The 22,089-nt window shown below is 36.8% G+C and carries 13 protein-coding genes; 9 read left to right on the top strand and 4 right to left on the bottom strand.

Annotated elements, in window-relative coordinates; genetic code table 11:
* Positions 1 to 33 precede the first annotated feature (33 nt).
* The 5 genes from FT986_RS11150 to FT986_RS11130 all read left to right on the top strand — a co-directional run bounded on the left by FT986_RS11150 (position 34) and on the right by FT986_RS11130 (position 8,644).
* Entirely contained in the window at positions 34 to 1,584 is a 1,551-nt protein-coding gene (locus tag FT986_RS11150; protein WP_147865124.1) for a class I SAM-dependent DNA methyltransferase, read from the top strand.
* Positions 1,581 to 2,798, top strand: a complete 1,218-nt coding sequence (locus FT986_RS11145) for a restriction endonuclease subunit S (RefSeq protein WP_147865123.1) — start codon at positions 1,581 to 1,583, stop codon at positions 2,796 to 2,798. The genes FT986_RS11150 and FT986_RS11145 overlap by 4 nt, the downstream gene beginning before the upstream one ends.
* 6 nt (positions 2,799 to 2,804) lie before the next feature.
* On the top strand, positions 2,805 to 4,448 hold the full coding sequence (locus tag FT986_RS11140; RefSeq protein WP_147865122.1) for an ATP-binding protein: 1,644 nt from the start codon (positions 2,805 to 2,807) through the stop codon (positions 4,446 to 4,448).
* Positions 4,449 to 4,770: 322 nt separating this feature from the next.
* The gene (locus FT986_RS11135) at positions 4,771 to 7,962 is read left to right on the top strand and encodes a type I restriction endonuclease subunit R (RefSeq protein ID WP_147865121.1); all 3,192 of its coding nucleotides are present in this window, start codon (positions 4,771 to 4,773) and stop codon (positions 7,960 to 7,962) included.
* Complete coding sequence (locus FT986_RS11130; RefSeq protein WP_147865120.1) at positions 7,955 to 8,644, top strand: M48 family metallopeptidase; 690 nt, start codon at positions 7,955 to 7,957, stop codon at positions 8,642 to 8,644. Before FT986_RS11135 ends, FT986_RS11130 begins: the two co-directional genes overlap by 8 nt.
* Positions 8,645 to 8,769: 125 nt before the next feature.
* Here FT986_RS11130 and FT986_RS11125 read toward each other — a convergent pair whose 3' ends face one another.
* Positions 8,770 to 9,006 carry a helix-turn-helix domain-containing protein gene (locus FT986_RS11125; protein WP_147865119.1) on the bottom strand — a complete coding sequence of 79 codons (237 nt, stop codon included), beginning with the start codon at positions 9,004 to 9,006 and terminating at the stop codon, positions 8,770 to 8,772.
* 1,995 nt (positions 9,007 to 11,001) lie between these two features.
* Here FT986_RS11125 and FT986_RS11120 point away from each other — a divergent pair.
* Genes FT986_RS11120 through FT986_RS11110 form a run of 3 tightly spaced genes read left to right on the top strand, consistent with a single transcriptional unit; the run spans position 11,002 to position 18,199 of the window.
* Positions 11,002 to 13,950 (top strand): SusC/RagA family TonB-linked outer membrane protein, encoded by a 2,949-nt coding sequence (locus FT986_RS11120; protein WP_147865118.1) that lies wholly within the window; start codon positions 11,002 to 11,004, stop codon positions 13,948 to 13,950.
* A gap of 10 nt (positions 13,951 to 13,960) precedes the next feature.
* Positions 13,961 to 15,364, top strand: a complete 1,404-nt coding sequence (locus FT986_RS11115; protein WP_147865117.1) for a RagB/SusD family nutrient uptake outer membrane protein — start codon at positions 13,961 to 13,963, stop codon at positions 15,362 to 15,364.
* Between the two features lie 9 nt (positions 15,365 to 15,373).
* A complete protein-coding gene (locus FT986_RS11110) occupies positions 15,374 to 18,199 on the top strand; it encodes a M16 family metallopeptidase (protein WP_147865116.1) in 2,826 nt (941 codons plus the stop codon).
* Positions 18,200 to 18,255: 56 nt separating this feature from the next.
* Here FT986_RS11110 and FT986_RS11105 read toward each other — a convergent pair whose 3' ends face one another.
* Positions 18,256 to 18,519: a DUF6520 family protein gene (locus FT986_RS11105; RefSeq protein ID WP_147865115.1), complete on the bottom strand. Its 264-nt coding sequence runs from the start codon at positions 18,517 to 18,519 to the stop codon at positions 18,256 to 18,258.
* A 1,101-nt stretch (positions 18,520 to 19,620) separates the two neighbouring features.
* Here FT986_RS11105 and FT986_RS11100 point away from each other — a divergent pair.
* On the top strand, positions 19,621 to 20,280 hold the full coding sequence (locus FT986_RS11100) for a class I SAM-dependent methyltransferase (protein ID WP_147865114.1): 660 nt from the start codon (positions 19,621 to 19,623) through the stop codon (positions 20,278 to 20,280).
* Here FT986_RS11100 and FT986_RS16320 read toward each other — a convergent pair whose 3' ends face one another.
* Complete coding sequence (locus FT986_RS16320) at positions 20,281 to 21,126, bottom strand: YqiA/YcfP family alpha/beta fold hydrolase (RefSeq protein WP_147865113.1); 846 nt, start codon at positions 21,124 to 21,126, stop codon at positions 20,281 to 20,283. It lies immediately after the preceding gene.
* A gap of 10 nt (positions 21,127 to 21,136) precedes the next feature.
* Positions 21,137 to 22,081: a YafY family protein gene (locus FT986_RS11090; protein ID WP_147865112.1), complete on the bottom strand. Its 945-nt coding sequence runs from the start codon at positions 22,079 to 22,081 to the stop codon at positions 21,137 to 21,139.
* Positions 22,082 to 22,089 lie beyond the last annotated feature (8 nt).

Here is a 22,089-nt window from a genome sequence, read left to right as displayed (position 1 = left end):
TACAACAGCCTATATAAAACATATATACAATACATGAATTTAAAACTAGATACGCTCGAATCCTGGTTATGGGAGTCGGCTAATATATTACGTGGATCCATAGATTCGTCGGACTTTAAAAATTACATTTTTGGTCTTTTATTTTTAAAAAGAACCAACGATACTTTTGAAGAAGAAGTAGAGCAATTAATGGAAGAGGATGGTAGTAGCCGTGAAGATGCAGAAGATGATGCTTATTTTGCCTTACCTCCAGAGGCACGTTGGGAGTATCTAAAAACAGTAACTGAAAATATAGGGATAGAGCTAGACAAAGCCTTTGCTGCCATTGAGCGTGAAAACACCTCTTTAGAAGGCGTGTTAACCACTACTAAGTTTGGTGATAAAGACAAACTATCAGACGATGTCATTAAACGTTTACTTAGCCATTTTAATCAATACTCGTTGCGTAATGCAGATTTAGCATCGCCGCATATTCTGGGAGATGCTTATGAGTATCTTATTAAACAATTTGCAGATGATGCAGGTAAAAAAGGAGGCGAATTTTATACCCCTCGTGGTGTGGTGCAGCTTATTGTACAACTTATAAAACCACAACCCAAGCAACGGGTTTACGACCCTACAATGGGGAGCGGTGGTATGCTTATAGAAGCTGCCAATTATATTGCTCAATTACCCGAAGGTAAAGTAGGTAAAAACATAAATGTTTCGCTTTATGGTCAAGAAAAAAACCTAAGCACTTGGGCAATAGGTAAACTAAATATGTTACTACATAATTTTACCGATGCTAGTTTAGAAAAAGGCGATACCTTGGTAACTCCCAAACATATAGAGAATAACGATTTAATGTTATTTGATAGGGTAATTGCTAACCCTCCATTTTCTCAAGGTGAATGGTGGACTCCTGCCGAAACCAATGTAGAAGTAAAACTAGATAAAGACGGTAAAGAGAAAAAAGTAACTCCAAAATATAACACGCAGGTAACAGATCCTTACGGGCGTTTTCAATATGGTACCCCTCCAAGAGGGTATGCAGATTTAGCTTTTTTACAACATATGATTGCCGTTTTAAAACAAGACGGTAAAGCAGGTGTGGTTTTACCACACGGTACACTGTTTAGAGGCTCTAGCGAGGGTAAAATACGTAAAGCTTTTTTACAGGCAGATTTGGTAGAAGGTATTGTAGGTTTACCATCTAAGTTGTTTTATAATACAGGTATTCCTGCTTCTATCTGGATTATTAATAAAAATAAAACCGAAGCGCAAAAAAATAAGGTAGCCATTATAGATGCTAGCCAAGCTTTTAAAGATGGGAAAAACCAAAATAGTTTAGAAGAAGAGCACGTGGCTAATATTGTAAATGCCTATCACGCTTACGCGGAAGTAGATAAATATATGCGAGTGGTAGATTTAGCTGAAATTGCAGAAAACGATTATAACCTTAACATCTCTCGTTATATAGATACCACAGAGCCAGAACCAGAAGTAGATATTGCTGCGGTAAAACAAATGATAGCCGACTTAGAACAGCAAGAAGCTGAAATTGACCAAAAATTAAGTGAATTTTTAAAGGAATTGGGGATATGAAGGATAAGTGGAGAAGAACTACAATAGGTTTAATACCTTCTGAATGGGATATACAAAAAATTGAAGAGTATTGCCATATTTTAAACAATCAGCGAAAACCTCTAAGCTCATCAATCCGCTTTAAAATGAAAGGAAAGTATCCTTACTGTGGTGCTAACGGAATTGTTGATTACATTAATGATTATAAATTTGATGGTACTTATGTGCTATTAGCAGAAGACGGTGGTAATTTTCACGATTATAGAATAAAACCAATTACCTATATGATGAAAGGTAAGTTTTGGGTAAATAATCACGCACATATTTTGCAGGCAAAAAATGGTAATCACTATTTTCTCCATTATAACCTAGTGCATCGAGATATAACAAAATATATAATTGGTTCAACAAGAACCAAATTAAACAAATCGGCTTTAGAAAGTATAGAATTGCCAATCCCACCATTACCAGAACAACAAAAAATAGCTGATATTTTAAGTACGGTAGATAAGAAAATAGCGGTGATTGACCAGCAAATTACGGCTAGCGAAGAGTTGAAAAAAGGTTTAATGCAACGTCTGCTCACCAAAGGCATTGGACATACCGAGTTTAAAGATTCCCCCCTTGGTAAAATCCCTAAAAGTTGGGAGGTGAAGAATTTAGGTGTTTTATTGGATAGGATTAAAGGCGGTGGTACTCCAAGTAAAGAAAATTCAGAATATTGGAAACCCGAAATCCCTTGGATTACTGTAAAAGATTTGAAAAATTCAATTATTGATGATTCTATTGACTATATCTCAAAAGCAGGCTTAAATAATAGTGCAGCAAATTTAATACCTGCTTGGACACTGATTATTTCAACAAGAATGGCTGTAGGGAAAGCTGTCTTTGTTACCAAAGATGTGACAATTAATCAGGATTTAAAAGCACTGTTTTTAAAAGACAATCTTAATAAATTTTTCTTGTTTCATTGGTTCAATTGTAATTCTGAAAAGATTCTAAATTTAGCATCTGGAAGTACTGTAAAAGGTATTCGATTAGAAGTATTAAAAGACTTAAAAGTGGCTTTGCCTCCAATTTCAGAACAAAAAGATATTGCGGAAATTCTTAGTAAAGTTGACGATAAACTTCAAACCCAAAAAGATAAAAAACAAGCGTATCAACAACTTAAAAAAGGTTTGATGCAGCAATTGCTTACGGGTAAAATTAGGGTAAACCAATTGTTAGAAGCTTAAATAGTTATGGAAGAAAACAGTCATTTCGATAAAAAATCCTTAAAACTTATACAAGGCAAGACTGCCAACTGGCAGGAACTTGCCAAAGATTGTGTTTGCTTTGCCAATGGCGTGGGTGGTGAAATACATATTGGGATAGAAGATGATAAAAAACTTCCAGAAGCTTCACAAAAGATCACCTCTTCTTTAGTAGATAAAATAAATAAAAAAATACCGCAGCTTACTTTAAATGTGGGGATTATTCCTACCATAGCAACAGCAGAAAACGGGGGAGAGTTTATTAATTTAAAAGTATTACAAAGTAAACAGACCATAGCTTGCACTTCTAACGGTAAATATTATATGCGTGTAGCAGATGAATGCAGACCATTAATGCCAGAAGATATGTCTAGGGTTGCTGCAGACAAACAAGCCTTTATTTGGGAAGAAAAAGTAGTGCGTAAAGTAAAGTTAGCAGCTGCAGATTATCAAAAAAGAGATACTTTATTATCAGATATTATAAATTCAGAACGGGTAAGTGGTTTTGTAAAAGAAATGTCTAGGGAGGAGCTACTAGAATATTATTTATTAACCGCAGAAGAGTATTTAACCAACTTAGGTGTTTTATGGTTTGGTAGCAGAAAAGACAGAGCCTTACTTCATTATGCACCTACCATTCAGTTTATTAAATATGATGAAACAGGTAATAAAATAAATAAATTACTTTGGGACGATTTTACAAAAAACCCAAAAGAATTATTAAATGAAATTATAGCTCTACCAGATTGGAAAGAGTCTGTTGAAATTTCAGATGGTATTTTTAGAAAAACAATCCCTAATTATGATATTGAAGTAATACGGGAGATTATCGCCAATGCGCTAGTGCATAAAGTTTATACCATGCGTGGTGATATTTTTATCAATTTATATCACGATAGATTAGAGGTGCATTCCCCGGGAAGATTACCTTTAGGGGTAACGCCTTCTAATATTATATCTAAATCTGTACAGCGTAATCAACATTTATCTAAAATATTTCACGATTTAAAACTGATCGAGAAAGAAGGTAGCGGTTATGATAAGGTTTTTGAAATACAGTTGTTTAACGGTAAACCAGAACCTGTTGTAGAAGAATGGGATGATAGAGTAATTGTTACTTTAAAAAAACAAATTATAAGTAAAGAGGTAGTTAGGCTAATGTCTAACGTAAATGATGAATTCAATTTAAACCAAAAAGAAATTATTACGTTAGGCTTAATTGCACAAAGTGGTGTTTTATCTGCAATTAACCTGTCTAGTAAACTCTCGTTAAGAAATAAAGATTCTATTAAATATTGGTTGGGGAACTTACTTAAAAATGATATTGTATTAAGTAAGGGTAAAACAAAAGCTACCGAGTACTATGTAAACCCAAAGTTATTAAAGAGTGTCGATTTTAAAGGAAAAACAGATTTAAAAAAGATTGAACCACACCGTTTAGAACATTTAATTTTAGAAGATTTAAAGATATATGCTCCAGCTGCTAAGGCCGATATTCATACAAGAATAGGTTTAGAGATTCACGAAAAGAAATTAAAACGTTCTATAGATAAATTAATAGAAGATGAAAAAGTTATAAAAATTGGAGAAAAACGAGGTACGCAATATAAGTTATCGGACAAAAAGCAATAAATAATCCATCAATGTCCGATAAAGTGTCCGATAAAATGTCTGATAAAAAGAAGTATAGTAGTGAGTTTACCAATTATATTTATCGAACAAAAAGTAATAAATAATCAACGAATGTTAGCGGTAATATAACCGAAAAAACAATAGCTTTCTGTGTAATAAATAGACTGTGAGGGTTTTAAGATAAAATAAGAAATAAAATTTACGATTTGATTTCTACATCTTATGCAGATTTTAGGAGAAGGAGAATCACAAAATATTTTATCGACCAAAAATCAATAAATAATCAATAATTGGTCGATAACTGTACAATAACAATAATAGAATGAGTGATACTAGCCAACCAGAATATCTATATAGTGAATTACCAGCATTACAACTTTTTGAGCGTATGGGCTATACCAGTGGTACTGCTAAAAACTTAGATACACGTCAAGACATTAGCGAGGTTATTTTTAAAGATCAATTGCTGGAAGCTATTAAACGTATCAATCCGCAGCTTGATGAGAACAATGTGCAAAAAGCATTTCACAGCATCACTTCTATTACAGGTACTTCATTAATAGAGATTAATAAAGAAATCTGGGAGCATTTACGCGGTTCTAAGTTGAGTTTAAAACAAAAAATTGCAGGAGAAGAAGTTTTTATTCCTGTTTATTTTATAGATTATGAATGTATAGACAACAATGACTTTCAGGCTATAAGTCAGTTAAAATACAAAGGTAAAACGTGGAATTCTTCTCCAGATATTACTATTTATATAAATGGGTTACCCATAGCAGTTATTGAGTGTAAATCGCCAAAAGCCCAAAACGCTTGGGAGTCTGCTTTTGGAGATCTAAAGCATTACCAAGAAAATTCAGAAAAGTTATTTCACTTTAATCAGTTATTGGTTGGTATCTGGAAAGTAGGAGGTAAGTATGGAGCTATACAAGCACCCAAACAGTTTTATTCGGTATATAAACCACATCAAGAAGAAGAGCTTAGTTTTCTAGGCGAAGAGCCTACACATCAAGATATTTTACTGCACTCTATTTTTCGTAAAGAACAGTTGCTAGATCTAATTCGTCATTTTGTAATCTTTGAAAATGAAAACGGGCAACTCATAAAAAAACTACCACGTTACCAGCAGTTACGTGCTACTAATAAAACCATTACACGTTTGCAAGAAGGTCGTGGTGGGGTGGTTTGGCATACACAAGGTTCAGGTAAATCTATAACCATGGCCTATGTAACAAGAAAATTGATGGCACCAGAATACGGTTTTGACAACCCAACGGTAATGGTCATGACCGACCGTAAAGATTTAGATAGGCAAATCACCACCACTTTTCAAAACATAGGATTTAAAAATGTTACCCAAGCATCATCGGTAGCGCATTTAAATACGTTACTATCTAATAATTATGGTAAAATTATAACCACTACATTACAAAAGTTTCAAGAAACCGATACCGAAGATAATTCAATTCAAGACCAAACTGAATTAGAAGAAAATGAAAATTTCAGAATCGAAAAAAAAGTAGATCTAGATAAAAATAAGCTTATTAAAATCACCAAAGAACTTCAGCAAGGAAGATGGGTAGAGGTAGATACAGAAGAAATAGAATTAAAACACCTTTCTGATAAAAAGAACTTATATGTATTGGTAGATGAGGCACATAGAAGTCATTATGGCTTCTTAGCAGCTTTTATGCGTTCTATACTCCCGCATGCCAAATTTGTAGCATTTACAGGAACACCTATTAGCAAGGAAGATAAAAGCACTTTAGGTGAATTTTATGGTGGGCAATATATAGATGTATACACTATTAAAGAATCGGTTGCCGATGGGGCTACCAAAGAATTATTCTATGATGAAGGCATAGCTCAACTAGATGTTAAAAAGAAAGAGCTGGATAAAGAATTTGATGAGCAGTTTAAAGACACTTCCGAAGAAAAAAAGGACGTACTAAAGAGAGCTGCTTTGCGTAAATATCAGTTATCCTACAGCAGAATGCGAGATGTAGCGAAACACATTATTACTCACTACAGAGATAAGATTTATACCGACAAGCATAAAGCGATGTTGGTTACGTCGGGACGGGAAGCAGCCATAAAATATCAAAAGATTTTTAAGGAGTTAGAAAACGAAGGTTTTCATCAATTCACATCGAAAGTGGTTATTAGTTTAGGTTCGCCAAAAACTGATGAAATCGCTAAAGAATATTATACTGCGGTAGAACATAATAAAGAAAACCCCGACAACCCTATGCCTATTTGGCTAACGGCACCCGAAGCGGTGAAAACGGTTACAGAAGATTATAAACTTCCGTTTGGTAATGAAAATGAAAAGGAAAAATCTGGTAAAAAGAAATATGATAATACTGCATTTTTAATTGTGAGTGATATGTTGCTTACGGGGTATGACGCACCTATAGCCAGTGTTTTATATTTAGATAAAGCCTTAAAAGAGCATAATTTACTACAAGCAATTGCACGAGTAAACCGTTCTAAGAAAGGAAAAGATGCGGGGTATATTGTAGATTATTGTGGTATCTCGTCTTACCTCATTCAAGCAATGGAAATTTTTAGTGGTGATTTAAGACCAGATGATATTTTAAAAAATTTGGCAGAAGAGTTACCACGTTTAGCATTAAATCATACAAAATTAGTCTCATTTTTTAAACCTATGGAAATTGATCGTCTATATGAACGTGAAAGATATATAGATGCAGCGATACGCTTTATAGAACCATTAGATAAGCGAGACGAGTTTAAAGTATTGCTTAAAGAATTTAATAAATCTATACACATTGTTTTGCCTAATATTAAAGCAATGAAATATGAAAAAGATTTTAAGTTATATAATGAAATAAAACTCCAAGCTAGAAATTTTTATCCTGATGATGAAGATTTAAAAGTAAGTAGAGAGGAGAGTACAATGTTGCAAAATATGATAGATAGGCACTTGCAATCTAAAGGGATAGAAAACTTATTAGAAGAACCTATTTCTATAATTGATAAGGAAAGGTTTAAAGAAGAAATGATGAACGCTTCTCCATCTACTAAAGAATTAAAAATGCGTAACAACCTAAAGCATACTATTAAAGTTGGTTTAGATAAAAATCCAGATTTTTTTAAACCCTTAGCACAACGTTTAGAAGAGCTTTTAAAGCAGAAAAAAGAACAGAGAATTACAGAAACACAGTTGTTATTAGCTTATGCTGGCTTGGGTGAAGAAATAGCAGTAGAAGACAAAGAAAGTAATGAAAAAGGTTTTGTCACTAACCAAAAGAAAGCAGTTTATAATTCAATGAAAATTATTTTTGAAGAAGGTGCTGAAGATGCTACCCATACTTTATATGATTTAATAGCAGGTGAGTTGAGTATTGTAGGTTGGGTAGATAAAACTAGAGTTCAAAAAGACATAGAGAACAAGATTAAACGTTTCTTACGTAGCAAACTTACTAATATAGAAGCTAAGCTAAAGGCAAAGGATATGCTAGAAATTTTAAAGAAGAATAAAGATGCCTAGTGTAGCTTACGGAAATAGGACTATAGCTTATTCTATTAAGGAAACTAATGGTTTAAAGTCTCATTACATTACAGTAGAGCGTAATAGTGGGGTTGTGCTAAAAGGTGAACGGGTTACAGAAGAAAAAGCACAGCAGCTCATTCTAAAAAAAGCCAAATGGATTTTAGATAAGTTAGACTTGGTTAAAACCATTGAAGATGAGGAAATTGTTACAGGTTCACGAATTCAATATTTAGGGAGAAAATACTACGTACAACTTTTTAAGAACAGTAAAGTATCTTCTGTTATAATTGAATTTACGGAGTCTAAGTTTAAAATTACTGTTCCAGAAAATTATAAGCAATTAGATATAAGTGAAGCATTAAACAGTTTTTTTAAAAGAAAGGCAGAGGAAAAGTTAAGCCCGCGAGTAAAAAAATGGTCTAAAGAAACTGGGTTGAGTTTTAATGAATTGAAATTTAGAAAATTAGAAAAAACTTGGGGCAGTTGTACACCTAGTAATACAATTATTATTAATGTGGATGCGGTCAAACTATCTTGGTCATTAATTGATTACTTAATTGTTCATGAACTCACCCATACTAAAGTCAAAAACCATTCTAAAGAATTTTGGGCAGAGCTTTCAAAACATCTTCCCAATTGGAAAAACCTTGATGAACGTATGTTAGGAATGAAACTTTAACAATTTAACGGTATAAATAGATATATCATAGTTCACTAAATTATGGTGTGCCCAAGCTAGCTAGAAACTACTATTTCTATTTATTTCCTAATTAAGATTTAATATTCAATTTTCGTACAAAAAAATTACAATGGTTTCTCTGGCCAAAAATCTTTTGGCGAGCAGTCTAAAGCTTTTGCAATAAGATTTAAATGAATAACGTTATATTTAGACTTCTTGGAAGGAGCTTCAATTTGAGATATAAAACTTATATTTTTTCCAATAGCCAATGAGAGGGCTTCTTGTTTGATGCCTTTACTTTCTCTAATTTCTCGGACTTTTGAAATAATATATTTTTCTATTTCTTCTAAGGATTCATGCATATGCCAAATTGAAATAAAAAAGCTATGTAATATTATGTTCTATAGTACATATTTAAATAAATTTCACTATATTTGAATCATAATATTATATTTGCGATACTTCTTTAAGTAAAAACATTAGAAGCTTTCGCTTTGAATCTCGACTTGAAAACTGGTAATTTTTGGACAACGAGATGATAAGCAGATTGGCTTGCGACCCGGGCGCAACCTCTCTTATCGTTGTCAGGTATACCAGTACCTCAAGTCGGTAAATTGAGGTCTGCGCCTTTTTTGTATTTCGCTTTTCTCTTCTACATTTTCAAAGCATTTCCTTCTTCCTTTTTTAAGAGTACCGCTATGGTTTAGGGTTGGACTTAATAATTTGTATGCCTATGAAATAAAAAAAAATAATAATAAGATTTCTTGATAACGCTCGAAATGACAAGAGAATTGGATTTTGAATTGGAAGATTTCTCGACTCCGCTCGAAATGACAAGGAGGAGAAAATTAAAGAGGGTGAGATGCTGAGTCAAGCTCAGCATGACGTTTGTAGGGAAAAATACGACCTCTTTTTAATTCTGTAGCAATTGCAGAGAATTTAGCAGCGATGGCTGTGGAGCAAGGGACTAGTGAAACGGTTTCCCTTGCGCAGGATAAGAAATTCTCGTAGCAATTCAAGGAAATAAAAATCAGTCTAGACTTTTTTGGTTCTTTTTTGGGCAATGCAAAAAAGAAGAGAACAATCAATGAATGAATGCTTATGAAATAAAACGAATTAATAATAAGATTTCTCGACTCGGCTCGAAATGATAAAGACGAGAAAATTAAACATGATGAGATGCTTAACAGGATGAGATGCTGAAACGAGTTCAGCATGACGTCGAATAGGATGAGCTGCTGAATTTAATTTTAAGCATTCAAGTATAATTTGAGATGGCCTATCGAAAATTGCTCGTAAAACCAGCCTGTGCGTCTGGCAGGTTTGAAGTGAAAAGGGCGTAAAATTTAAAGCTGTTTGAACGAAGTGAGTTCTTAAAATTTAGACCTCGAACGATAAATTTAGAGTAAGATTCGTCAGCCTAGATTTTTGCTTCTTTTCAGCGATGGAAAAGAAGAGAACAATCAATCAATAAATGAATGCTTATGAAATAAAACGAATCATGAGATTTCTCGACTCGAAATGACAAAGAGGAGAAGATTAAAGAGGATGAGATGCTTAACAGGATGAGATGCTGAAACAAGCCCGCCTAAATGAATTATTTAATTCGGGCAGGTTCAGCATGACGTTCGTGCAAGTTTAACATGACAGTAAACGTTGAAAGCTAAGAATTGAATAGAATTATCTGGGATGCTGAATTTACTTCTAAATATTCAAGTATATTTTGATGTGGCATATCGAAAGTATTCTGTGAAATTTGAAAATCGATGGTTGTAAAATTTTAGGCTGTTTGACCGCAGGGAGTTCCTAAAATTTAGACCTCGGTTGATAAATTTAAGAATAGTTTCGTCAGCCTAGACTCCTGCCCGTACCGGTCGGGCGGGTTTGTTTCTTTTGGGCAATGCAAAAGAAAAGAGTATCAATGAGGCTAGACCTTCCTATCCGTCAGGCGGGTTTGTTTAGCTCACCCATTACTATTTTAAGGGAGTTCGTGCATCTTCTATCGAAGAGGTCTTTTTCCGGCGATGGGAAAAAGTAAAGGATATAAACTAAATGCCTATGAATTAAAAAAAATCATGAGATTTCTCGACTCCGCTTGAAATGACAAAGACGAGAAAATTAAAGAGGATGAGATGCTGAGTCAGGCTCAGCATGACGATAAACTGGATGAGATGCTGAAACGAGTTCAGCATGACGTACGTACAGGTTCAGCATGACAGCAAACGTTGAAAGCTAATAGCTAAAGGCTAGAAGCTAAAAACTAAAAATTAAAACAAAAAAGCCCCCTCCCAACTTTGGACGGTCAAGGAGAAGGCGATTATTAACTAAATCGAATTAACTAATAACACAACAAATCTATGAAATTTTCTTACAGGCAGCACCTGTTAAGGATAACTCTTTTATTGATAGGAGTTATTCCCTTAAGCGGGTTCTGCCAACAAATCATCGAGGGACAGGTTACCGGTCCCCAAGATCTCCCTATCCCAGGGGTGAACATTCAAGTCCAAGGTACTAACCGAGGAACCACCTCTAATTTTGAAGGGGAGTACCAATTGGTGGCTAGTCCGCAAGACACCTTGGTCTATACCTATATGGGCTATGTCTCCCAAAAAGTAGCAGTGGGAGAGCAGACGCAAATTAATATACAGCTAAAAGAAAACGAGAACTCACTGGGCGATCTGGTGATCAATGCGGGTTATTACACCACTACCGAGAGGGAACGCACAGGTAATATCGCCAAGGTCACAGCCAAAGAGATAGAATTGCAGCCCGTGGTAAGTCCGTTACAAGCCCTACAAGGAAGAATGGCAGGGGTGGAGATCAGTACGGGAACTGATACTCCGGGGGCAGCGCCCACTATTCGAATTCGCGGACAAAATAGTCTGCGCAGTGAAGGGAATTACCCCTTATATATCATTGATGGGGTTCCTATCAACTCCACTCCTGTAGAGAGTAAGACTAGTCTGAGTTTTTCTGGAATAGACCCCCTGAGTACAATGAACCTGAGTAATATAGAAAGTATTGAGGTGCTTAAAGATGCGGATGCTACGGCGATTTACGGCTCTCGAGGAGCCAATGGGGTGATTTTGATTAGCACTAAAAAGGGGAAGAGGCAAAAAGGGATTCAAGCCAGAATTTATAAAGGAGTATCGACCGTTGCCAATAAACTAGATCTATTAAATACCCAACAATACCTTGAAATACGACAACAAGCTTTTGTAAATGATGGGGTAGAACCCGATGAATATAATGCCTACGACTTGTTGCTTTGGGATCAAAATCGAGAAACCGATTGGCAGGAAGAGTTTTTGGGAGGTACGGCCGATATTACCGATGTGAATATTTCCGCTCAAGGCGGAAGTGACCAGACGCATTTTAGATTAAATGGAGCATTTCACCAACAAGGGACAATTTACCCGGTAGATTTACAATACCAAAAATTTACGGGTGGGGCACACCTAGACCATCGATCTAAAGATGAAAAATTTCAACTGGGGCTGGCACTCAACTATGGAGTAGATCAAAATGAACTGATGGGCAATGGAACCGATTTTAAGGCCAATGCTTTTTTATTACCACCTAATGCGCCCGAACTTTATAACGAAGATAATAGCCTAAATTGGGAGACTTGGGGAGAAGCAGGGCTTGAACACCCTTTAGCTGGACTTTATAATAAGGCGGAAATAAAATCTCACAATCTAGTGACCAGCCTTAACCTGTCTTATGAAATTATCCCAGGCCTAGCCTTGAAAACCAATGTGGGTTTTACCCATTTTAATAGTGATGAAGTGGTAAAAATGCCCAAGCGTTCTTATAATCCATCTTCTATACCGCTGCACCGCTCTTTAAATACCCAAAGTCAGCGTCAGTCTTGGATCATAGAACCCCAACTTAATTATCAACACCAATGGGGAAAGTTAAGTCTTCATGCGCTACTGGGGAGTACGCTTCAAGAAAATCAGTACGATACCTTTATTGTACAAGGGGAAAATTATGTAGCAGAAGCTTTGATTGGAAATCTTGGAGCCGCAGAAAGTTTGCTCCACGCACAAGCCAGAAACACCCAATACCGTTACCAAGCAGCATTTGCCAGACTCGGAATCAACTGGGATAAAAAATACTACCTGAACCTTACTGGGAGAAGGGATGGTTCTTCTCGTTTTGCCCAAGGGAATCGCTTTGCTAATTTCGGAGCTATTGGAGCGGGATGGATTTTTACCGATGAGGCATTTTTTAAACAGCACCTCGCATGGTTATCTTTCGGGAAACTGCGTGGGAGTTATGGAACTACGGGGAGCGATCAGATTCCAGATTATGGATATTTAGATGCTTATGAAGCTACCCCTGGTCCGGGTGGACTTTACCCCACGGCTTTGGCTAACCCTGCTTATTCTTGGGAGGTCAATAAAAAAGCAGAGGTGGGGATGCAGTTAGGGTTCTTAAATGATAGAATCCATTTGGGGGTGAGCGCCTACCGCAACCGTTCTTCCAATCAATTGGTAGCTTATCCATTACCAGCCACTACAGGATTTAATAACGTACAAGCCAACTTACCGGCGACTGTAGAAAATAGGGGGTGGGAAGTAGAATTTTCTAGCGATAATATCCGTAAAGGAAACTTTCGTTGGCAGACATCCTTGAACATGAGCTTCCCAAAAAATGAACTGATCAGTTACCCTGGTCTAGAGCAATCTCCTTATGCCCATACCTACCGAGAGGGACATCCATTAAATATAGCACTCTTGTATGAATATGAGGGTATAGATCCAGAAACGGGGTATTATCAAGTCATAGATCAAAATGGGGATGGTGTCTATGATCAAGAGGATAAGGTGGTGATTCAAGACCGCACCCGGGAGTATTTTGGGGGCATTCAAAATAGCCTCAGCTATAAAGGAATTTCCTTGCAATTTTTATTTGAGTTTGTCAAACAGGAAGGGAGCTTTGCGGATATCTTTAATGCTGGTTTTCCGCAAGCCCTCACAGCAGAAGTCGATCAAAATTCTAGTGCGTATCAACAGGTATCACAAACCTACGAAGCTTCACAGGCTTATTCTCGGGCGGTGCAATCTGATCTTACGATAGAGAACGCCTCTTTTATCCGTTTAAAAACCTTGAATTTAAGTTATGAATTTCCCCTAAGCTGGATAGAGGAGCTGAGTTTAAGTCAGGCTAAATTCTTTCTAACAGGACAAAATTTATGGACGCTGACCGATTATAAAGGCATGGATCCTGATTCTCCCGTGGGCGGAACAGATTTTTCTAGCCTGCGTACCCTTACCGCAGGGGTGCAACTTAACTTTTAAACACATACCGATGAAAAATAATACATACCTTATCCTAATGAGCACCCTACTTATAGGGATGCTACTTACTTCTTGCCAAGAATGGCTAGATATTGAAGAACCCGATTATAAACTGGTGAGCAGTAAAGTGTTCGACACCGAAGAAACTGCAGAAGCCGCCATGCAAGGGATTTACAATCAACTCTACCAAGCTAGTTTTAGTGCAGGTTGGTTGGGGAGTACCACCGTATTGGCAGGATTATCGGCAGATAATTTAGAGCTGATCAATACCAATACCTTCGACCTATTAGGTTTTCAAAATCACCAGTTGCATCCCGAGAACTCTTATAATGAAGGTTTGTGGGGAAGCGCCTATAATATGATCTATATGGTCAATTCTCTATTGGAAGGACTAGAGGTCTCCACCAAAGTATCGCCAGAAACAGCACAGCGATTGGAAGGAGAAGCTCGTTTTGTTCGTGCTTTTACCTATTTCTATTTGGTGAATTTGTACGGAGAAGTGCCCTTAGTATTAGGAACCGATTACCAAGAAAATGCTGTAGAACCTAGAAGTTCTAAACAAGCGATTTATGAAAACATCTTAGCGGATTTAGGAATTGCGGCCAATGCGCTGGGAAATAGCTACTCCTCGGGAGAGCGTACACAAATCAATGCCTATACCGCAAAAGCTTTATTGGCGAGGGTACACCTTTATTTAGAGAATTGGGAATTAGCCGAAATTTACAGCAGTGAAGTGATCGCCGCCAGCGGAACTTACAGTTTGCCTACCGATTTAAATGAGGTGTTCCTAGCCAACAGTCCGGAGGCCATTTGGCAGCTTTCCCCTATAGGAAACGGAACAGGTTTAACACACACCAATGAAGGTTCGGTATTCATCATTAATCCCTATATCCCTTCTTTTTCCTATGTAAAACTAACAGCAGATTTGGTGAATTATTTAGACGAGGAAGATCAACGCAAAATAGATTGGATAGGCTATCACGAAGGACTTGATGTATATCACGCGTACAAATACAAAATCCATAATGCTACAGGAGAAGCTACCGAGTATTCTATGATCTTAAGATTAGCCGAACAGTATTTGATACGGGCAGAGGCTCGTGCTCAACAGAATGATCTTTCAGGGGCTATCGCAGATCTAGATCATATTAAACAACGAGCGGGGTTAGAACTATTGTCAGAAAACAACCCAGGAATAAGTCAGTCTGCCTTATTAGAGGAAGTGGTAAAAGAACGTCGCAAAGAACTTTTTACCGAATGGGGCCACCGTTGGTTGGATGTGAAGCGATGGGATACCACCGATCAGGTATTTGCTCCTTATAGCCCTGACTGGGAAAGTACCGATGTACTATACCCCCTTCCTGCTACGGAATTATTAAGTAACCCCCAGCTCATACAAAACGCAGGCTATTAATTTGAAGCTATGAACAAACAATTTTGTAGAATAATAATAGGCTTGGGGGTGTATATGATGGTATTTTTAAGCTATGGTCAATCTGCCCAACACTCAAGACCATCGACAGATGTAGTGGAAGGACAACTCAACAACGGATTAAAGTACTACTTCAAACACCTCCCTAATGCGGGGAATAAGATACATATGCGTCTTTTGGTCAAAGCAGGAGTAGAGCAAGAACAGGAAGGACAAGTAGAATTAGCACACCTCTTAGAGCATGTAGCATTTGGTCCCAGTCCTCATTTTCCTAAGGGAATAATGCATCCCGAAAGTATGCGCAGTTTAGGGATGGTAAGGGGTGATATCAATGGAGGCACAGGGATGAAGAGTACGAGTTATTACCTGCGGGTGCCTGAGCATCCCCAAGGGGTTGAAAAAGCACTGTATTGGTTGAGGGATATAGCGGCAGATGTAAAATTTAATGCCCGGGAGGTTGAAAAGGAAAAAGCATCGGTAAAGCAAGAGATGTTATTTCGAGAAAGTGATGAACCTTTAATACTCGCTGCTGTAGAGGCTTTAGAGGCAAAGATTTACCCTTGTACCCGTTTTACCGATCAACTATTAGAAGGCATAGAGGCTTTAACGCCTCAAGAATTAGAACATTTTTATAAAAAATGGTACCGTCCCGATCGTATGGCTATTCTTATCGTGGGAGATTTAAAAGAAATGAAGAACCTAGAACAACATATACAAAAGCTTTTCGGAGATATCCCACCTGCTCAGCAGATGGATAAGATGACGGATTGTGAGGAAGTTTATCAAAATAAACCTCCACAATTTTATGTAGAAGAACTAGCAGAAGCATCTCATCTTTTAAGGTATCAGCTCTATTACCGAACGCAACTGGCAGAGCGTATACAAACGCCAAAAGGATTTCTAAGCAGTATTGAATTTAACCTTTTCCTTGATATTCTGCGTAAGCGATTAGAGCATGTCTATGCGGACCAAATCTTGGTTAAAAATGAATATCAATACGCCTCTAAACCCATGTCTTATTCCATTCAACTTAGTGGTCAACCACAAAATAGCCAAGAGGTATTGGCTGGGATCACCAACGCGCTTCAGGTTTTAAAAGTCTATGGGGTCTATCCCGAAGAGTATAAGGAGGTGGTAGCACAATATGTAACTCAAGGTTTACCAAGAGCTCATAATTTTTGGATCAAACAATTAGAGAGGCATTTTTTAGAGGGACACCCCTTGTTTGCTTCTCCGAAGACCTTAGAAACGAAGCTTAGAGATATATCCTTAAGCGCTTTTAATGAGCATTTACAAGAATTTGTACAGACGCAACCTCAGGATGTTGGGGTGATAACTGGAAGCAAGCTTCCATCGTATTATAAAAAAGAAGACTGGGTAAGAAAACAGCTTTCAGAGGTATCCACCAATCAACTCCAGCCGTATGTAATGCCTGTGGTGACAAAGGAGCTCATACCCGCTGCTATAAAAAATGATTTGAAGCCTGTTAGTTGTATTGAAGTGGAGCCACCAGTACAAGGCAGTCGAGCTTTCGTTTTAGAGAATGGAGTAAAGATTATATTAAAGCCTTTTCAACCCACCTCAGGCATAGGCGCTAAAGACTTATACGTGCAAGGATTTAGACCACAGGGTGCTTCTGCTTTTTCTATGTCGGATTATGCCAGTGCTGTTGTGGCTCCTCGTTGGATACAGGAAACAGATTTAAGAGACTATACTACCAAAGCGTTGAATAGTTTTAAAGAAAGCTATGGTATACATCTCAGTGAGTCATTTATCGATTATCGGGAAACTGGAATGGCTGCCAGAGCACCTTTAGCCTCCACCGAAGCGGTATTGGAGTGGATTTATAGCCTTTTTCAAGCAGTTCCTTATTCGGCTAAAAAAGTAAAGGCATGGGAGATTTTATATAAAGAAAGAGAACCTTATGTTCCTTCTTCAGAAGAAGAAATAAAATCTTCTATACGAGAATTTTATGAAGATACGGTGATACCTCGTTTTTATGGGTATAGAAATGTAAATTCTTGGCAAAACGCTAAATTCTTACGGCAGCATCAAGCAGAAAAGAGCATAGAGATTTATAATCGCTTGTTTAATGATGCGAGTCAGTGGACGTTTATTTTGAGTGGTGATTTTAATGCTGAAGAAATAATGCCATTATTACAGAAATACTTAGGAAACCTCCCCGAGGAATCAGTTTTAACTACAAGTCGACCTACAGCTTCTTCTTCTAAGCCCCTTTTAAAAGGACCCTTGGTGCAAAGAATCAAAACACAAAAATTGATGTCTAATGAAAAATATTACTTGCAATATATCCAACCGATTAAGCAAGTTCTACCTTGGCAAGAAGAGGTATTGGTACAGACTTTAGGAGAGTTGATAGAAACAAAGCTACAACGATTAAGACAAGAGTTGGGGTTGAGTGTATATGACCTTTGGTCGGACGGGTATTATGATCTGGAAGAAAATCGTGTGCAAATAAAAATAGAGATCAGTGGTATTCCAAAGGAAATCGAGGCTATTCGAAAGGAGTGTCAGCAAATCGTGGAAGAACTGAAAGAAGGAGATATCTCTGAAAAATACTTGGAAGCTGCGGTGGAGCGTATAAAACTAAAATATACTGAAACCTATTTACAAACCCATGATAAGATGCAACAGCGTCTTTACGATGTAATTGGTAACCAACGACCCTGGGTTTCTTCACAAGAGTACCTTAGTTATTTAAATGGACTTAAAGCCAAAGCAATTCAACAGGCAGCTCAACGTTATTTAAAAAAAGAAAATCAATTTGAATTTATTGCAGGTAATATAAGTCCGTAATAAAAAACAGAAGCACACGGAATTAGCGTGTGCTTCTTCTTTTTTAAGGGTTAATTTTACAATTGAAACGGAACTTTACTTATGGTTTTCTTAAGAGAACCGAAGTTATTAAGGTCATAGACGCTGTACACTGTACCGTCTTGAAGTCTTACTTGACATTCTCTAGCTCCTGGAGTACCACAATCAATTTCAGGAATAGCCATCCAAGAGCTGCCGTTATGAATATAATCTACGGCCTGTTTATTCTTCTCTGCCGTGGCAAAGGAGAGTCCAGTTGCGAATATCATCGCTAACACGGGAATTAAAAATTTATTTTTCATAATTTCTAAATTTAAATTAAATAAAATGCCTACTCTTTTTTACAGGTTTTCGGCTACCCCTGGCGTGTTGCGCAACACTTATTTTTTCTTTCTTTGAAATACAGTATAAAGATCAGCCATATTATTTATTCATAAGGGATAAAGGGTTGTCTGTCAGGTATTTTTAGGTTAATATATTTTCCAAACGAGAAAATGAAGCTAATAAGTGATTTACATGTTGTGTATTCATAAGTTACGGGTTTAGAATACTAAGATAAACAGTAGGTATGCTTTTACACTAGGGTTTTAGCTTAGTATATGTATGCGAAAACCTTCAAAAAAGAATAAAAAAAAATTATATATTACACCTTAGGTTTAATAAGGTGAGATGCTGAAACAGGTTCAGCATGACGCTAAGCTGTGTAAATACTCAATTTGATTCTAAGCATTCAAATATAGTTTGATATGGCCTATTTTTAGTTTATGTAGCAAAACGAGTAAAAGCGTCAGGCGGGTTTGGTTCTTTTTTGGGCAATGCAAAAAAGAAGACATTTACTAAGTAATAAACGAATGCTTATGATGTATAACGAATTAATAACAAGATTTCTCGACTCGGCTCGAAATGACAAGGATGAGAAGTGGATAGGAATACAAGATTGGTTCTCGATACAATCCCCTCAATTGCATTTCGATGATCACCTGCCCGACTAGTCATTCAGGCGGGCTCGAACTGACATTGTTTATTGGATTAAACTGGATGGGATGCTGAAACAAGTTCAGCATGACAGCAAATGTTGAGAGTTGAATTGAACTATTTGGGATGCTCAATTTACTTCCAAATATTCAAGTATAGTTTATGTGGCCTACTTTTAGTTTTCGTAGCAAAACGAGTAAAAGCTGCAGCATTGGTCAGAGGAGTATAGCCTAGCGGAGCGATTGCTATACGCAGGATAAAGCTTTTATGTGGTTTTCAAGAAGGGCTAAAATCAGCCTAGATTTTTGCTTCTTTTCAGCGATGGAAAAGAAAAGAATATCAATAAAAAAAACACAATACTTGATATATGTAAATAAAAAGACTGTAATAAAATTCCTTTTATCTTTACCGCTTCAGTGGAGAAAAGAATGAAGAAGCAATCAAAAACACCTTGGCCTACCAAAAAGGCGATGATACAAGTTTATGAAGAGAACCTTTGGGGTGGAGGGGAAACAGAATTTTATTCTGGTTTAGGATCGCATCATCCTAAAGTGGTCAAGCCTTATATTAGCGTTGTGTCTCAGTTTTTTAAAACTCTGGCATCGCCTCCCGTAGTCTGTGATTTGGGCTGTGGGGATTTTAATATCGGAAAGCAACTGCTAGCCTTTGCAAAAACCTATAAGGCTATCGATATTGTCCCCGATTTGATCGCTCATCATCAAAAGACATTTCAGCAGAAACATCTAGAATTTTATACGCTAGATATCGCTAAAGATGAATTGCCTTCTGGCGATTGCGCCATTTTAAGGCAGGTGTTACAGCATTTATCGAATGCCGAAATTCTAGCAATCGTTGAAAAACTATATCAGTTTAAATATGTGATTCTCACGGAGCATTTGCCTGATCAAGATTTTGAGCCTAATGCCACTATTATTTCTGGACAGGGTATCCGACTTAAAAAGAAGAGTGGAGTTCAATTGTTAGCGGCACCTTTTCACTTTAAAGTGAAAGAAGAACAAGAGTTGTTATCTATTCCCTCCCCAGGTTTTAAAGGTAAATTAGTAACGACCCTCTACCAAGTATTTTGATTATTCCTTACTTTTTAAAAATTTAATATAATTATGAAGCAGCCCTCTAATCTGTTCCGCAGCGACGGGATTGGCAGAATGAACCGCAAATTGTAGATTCTTTAAATCCAAACCCGATTCATACACCAACCATTTGGCTGCCGCATAACCATCTGGGGCTACAGTACCATTGTTGTCTAATCCCAGGTCATTGTCAAAACTAATAAAATCTGGGAGTCCGTTTCGTTTGATGTATTCTACAAACTTTTTATAGCTTCTTACCACATCAAAATGTTTCGTAAAGATAGGTTCGTATACCATATCTACAGTTCTAATATCGTCTAGAAATAAATGCTTTTTTGGAGAAGAGGGAGCTTTGGATAGCGACGCAAAAAAATGTGTGGTGGCCGACTTAAATGTAGGTAACGGAATACGGTGGGCTAAATCTTGCTGAAGGTGAAGCTGGTAATTTTGCGTGACCGGAAAATGCGTGGCGATAAACCCCAATGTTTCTTTAGGGTTTACTACATCATCTTGAGCTCCTAGAGTAAAATGTACAGGATGTTGATGGGTAGGGAGGGGAGACGGAATTTCTTGACGAACCGTACGATGTGCTAAAGCAGGATTAAATAATAAGGCAGGAGTTTGTAAAAGCCGACTTAGGTAATAGCCCGTAAAACCGCCCATGCTGCTGCCTATGACGACTTCTATCTGCTTTTCCTTATAAGTTTGGTAAAGCCAATCAATACAAGTTGAGTTACTTTTATACGGAATCGTGGGCGCATATACAGTCCCGTATTTTTCTAATACCTCTCTTTTTTCTGGGTTGAGTGATCCTAAAAGACCGTGTAAGTATAAAATGTTCATAGATGATAACTTAATCGTTTTGATATTTTAATTGAATTTTATCTATTTCTTCCTTGATGTATTTTCGATACCAAATTGGGGAGAGTACTTCGGCATGAATACTCATTTTTAATATTTGTATACTGAACTCATAATTGGGAATAAGTTGGTAACTGACTAAAGAATACCCGGGTTCTTCACTGGTTTCGATTTCCTGTGAAGAATGCAAGGGTAAACTCTCCAAATATTTGGTGTGCAAATTGGTGACTTTGAGTTGAATTTTTTCAGGTTGCTGATCGGTATACATCAATCCTATAATATTCTCAAATTGCTGGGTTTGGTGATAGTATCTTTCTTTGTTAAGCGTACTGAGTTCTCCCAATTTAATATGTGTAATGCGTTCAATCCCATAGGTCCTAATTTCTTCTTCCCCTTTAGGGACGCCAATCACATACCACCGATTGAGGTATTCTTTTAGAATAATAGGAGTAATTAGCTTTGTTTTATATGTGTCTTTATGGAAATTATAATGTGTAAACTCTAAATCTCGCTCTTGTTTGATGGCTAATAAAATGGGGTGTAGATTTTCAACGCCTTTTAATTGACTAGAATCATCGAAAATTACATATTCTAAAATTTTATGATTGTTTTGTAAGCCATCGCTAAATACATCTGCTAAAGTAACCAGTTCTAGAAATTTAAAAAAAGACTCTACTTTTACACTTTTGTCTTTATCGATAAAGTAGCCTCTATGCGATTTGCTATAACTGAGTTCGATTCCGAAATCGGCTTTAATTTTTTCAAAATCCCGCTCTAATGTCCGTGACGAGATATAAAATTCTTTTTGCTCTAAAAAGGATAAAATCTGATCTTTAGACGCATAATGTTGGTCGTGAATATACTGGATCACAAATTGAATTCTTCTTGAAATGGAATAATTAGACATAGGTTCAAAATTAGAAAGTAAGTCCGCCATATAGTGAC

The organism is Mesonia sp. K4-1 (genome assembly GCF_008017825.1).
Classification (GTDB): domain Bacteria; phylum Bacteroidota; class Bacteroidia; order Flavobacteriales; family Flavobacteriaceae; genus Mesonia.
The sequence above is the reverse complement of the archived record's forward strand: the minus strand, read 5'-3'. Positions and strand labels throughout refer to the sequence as shown.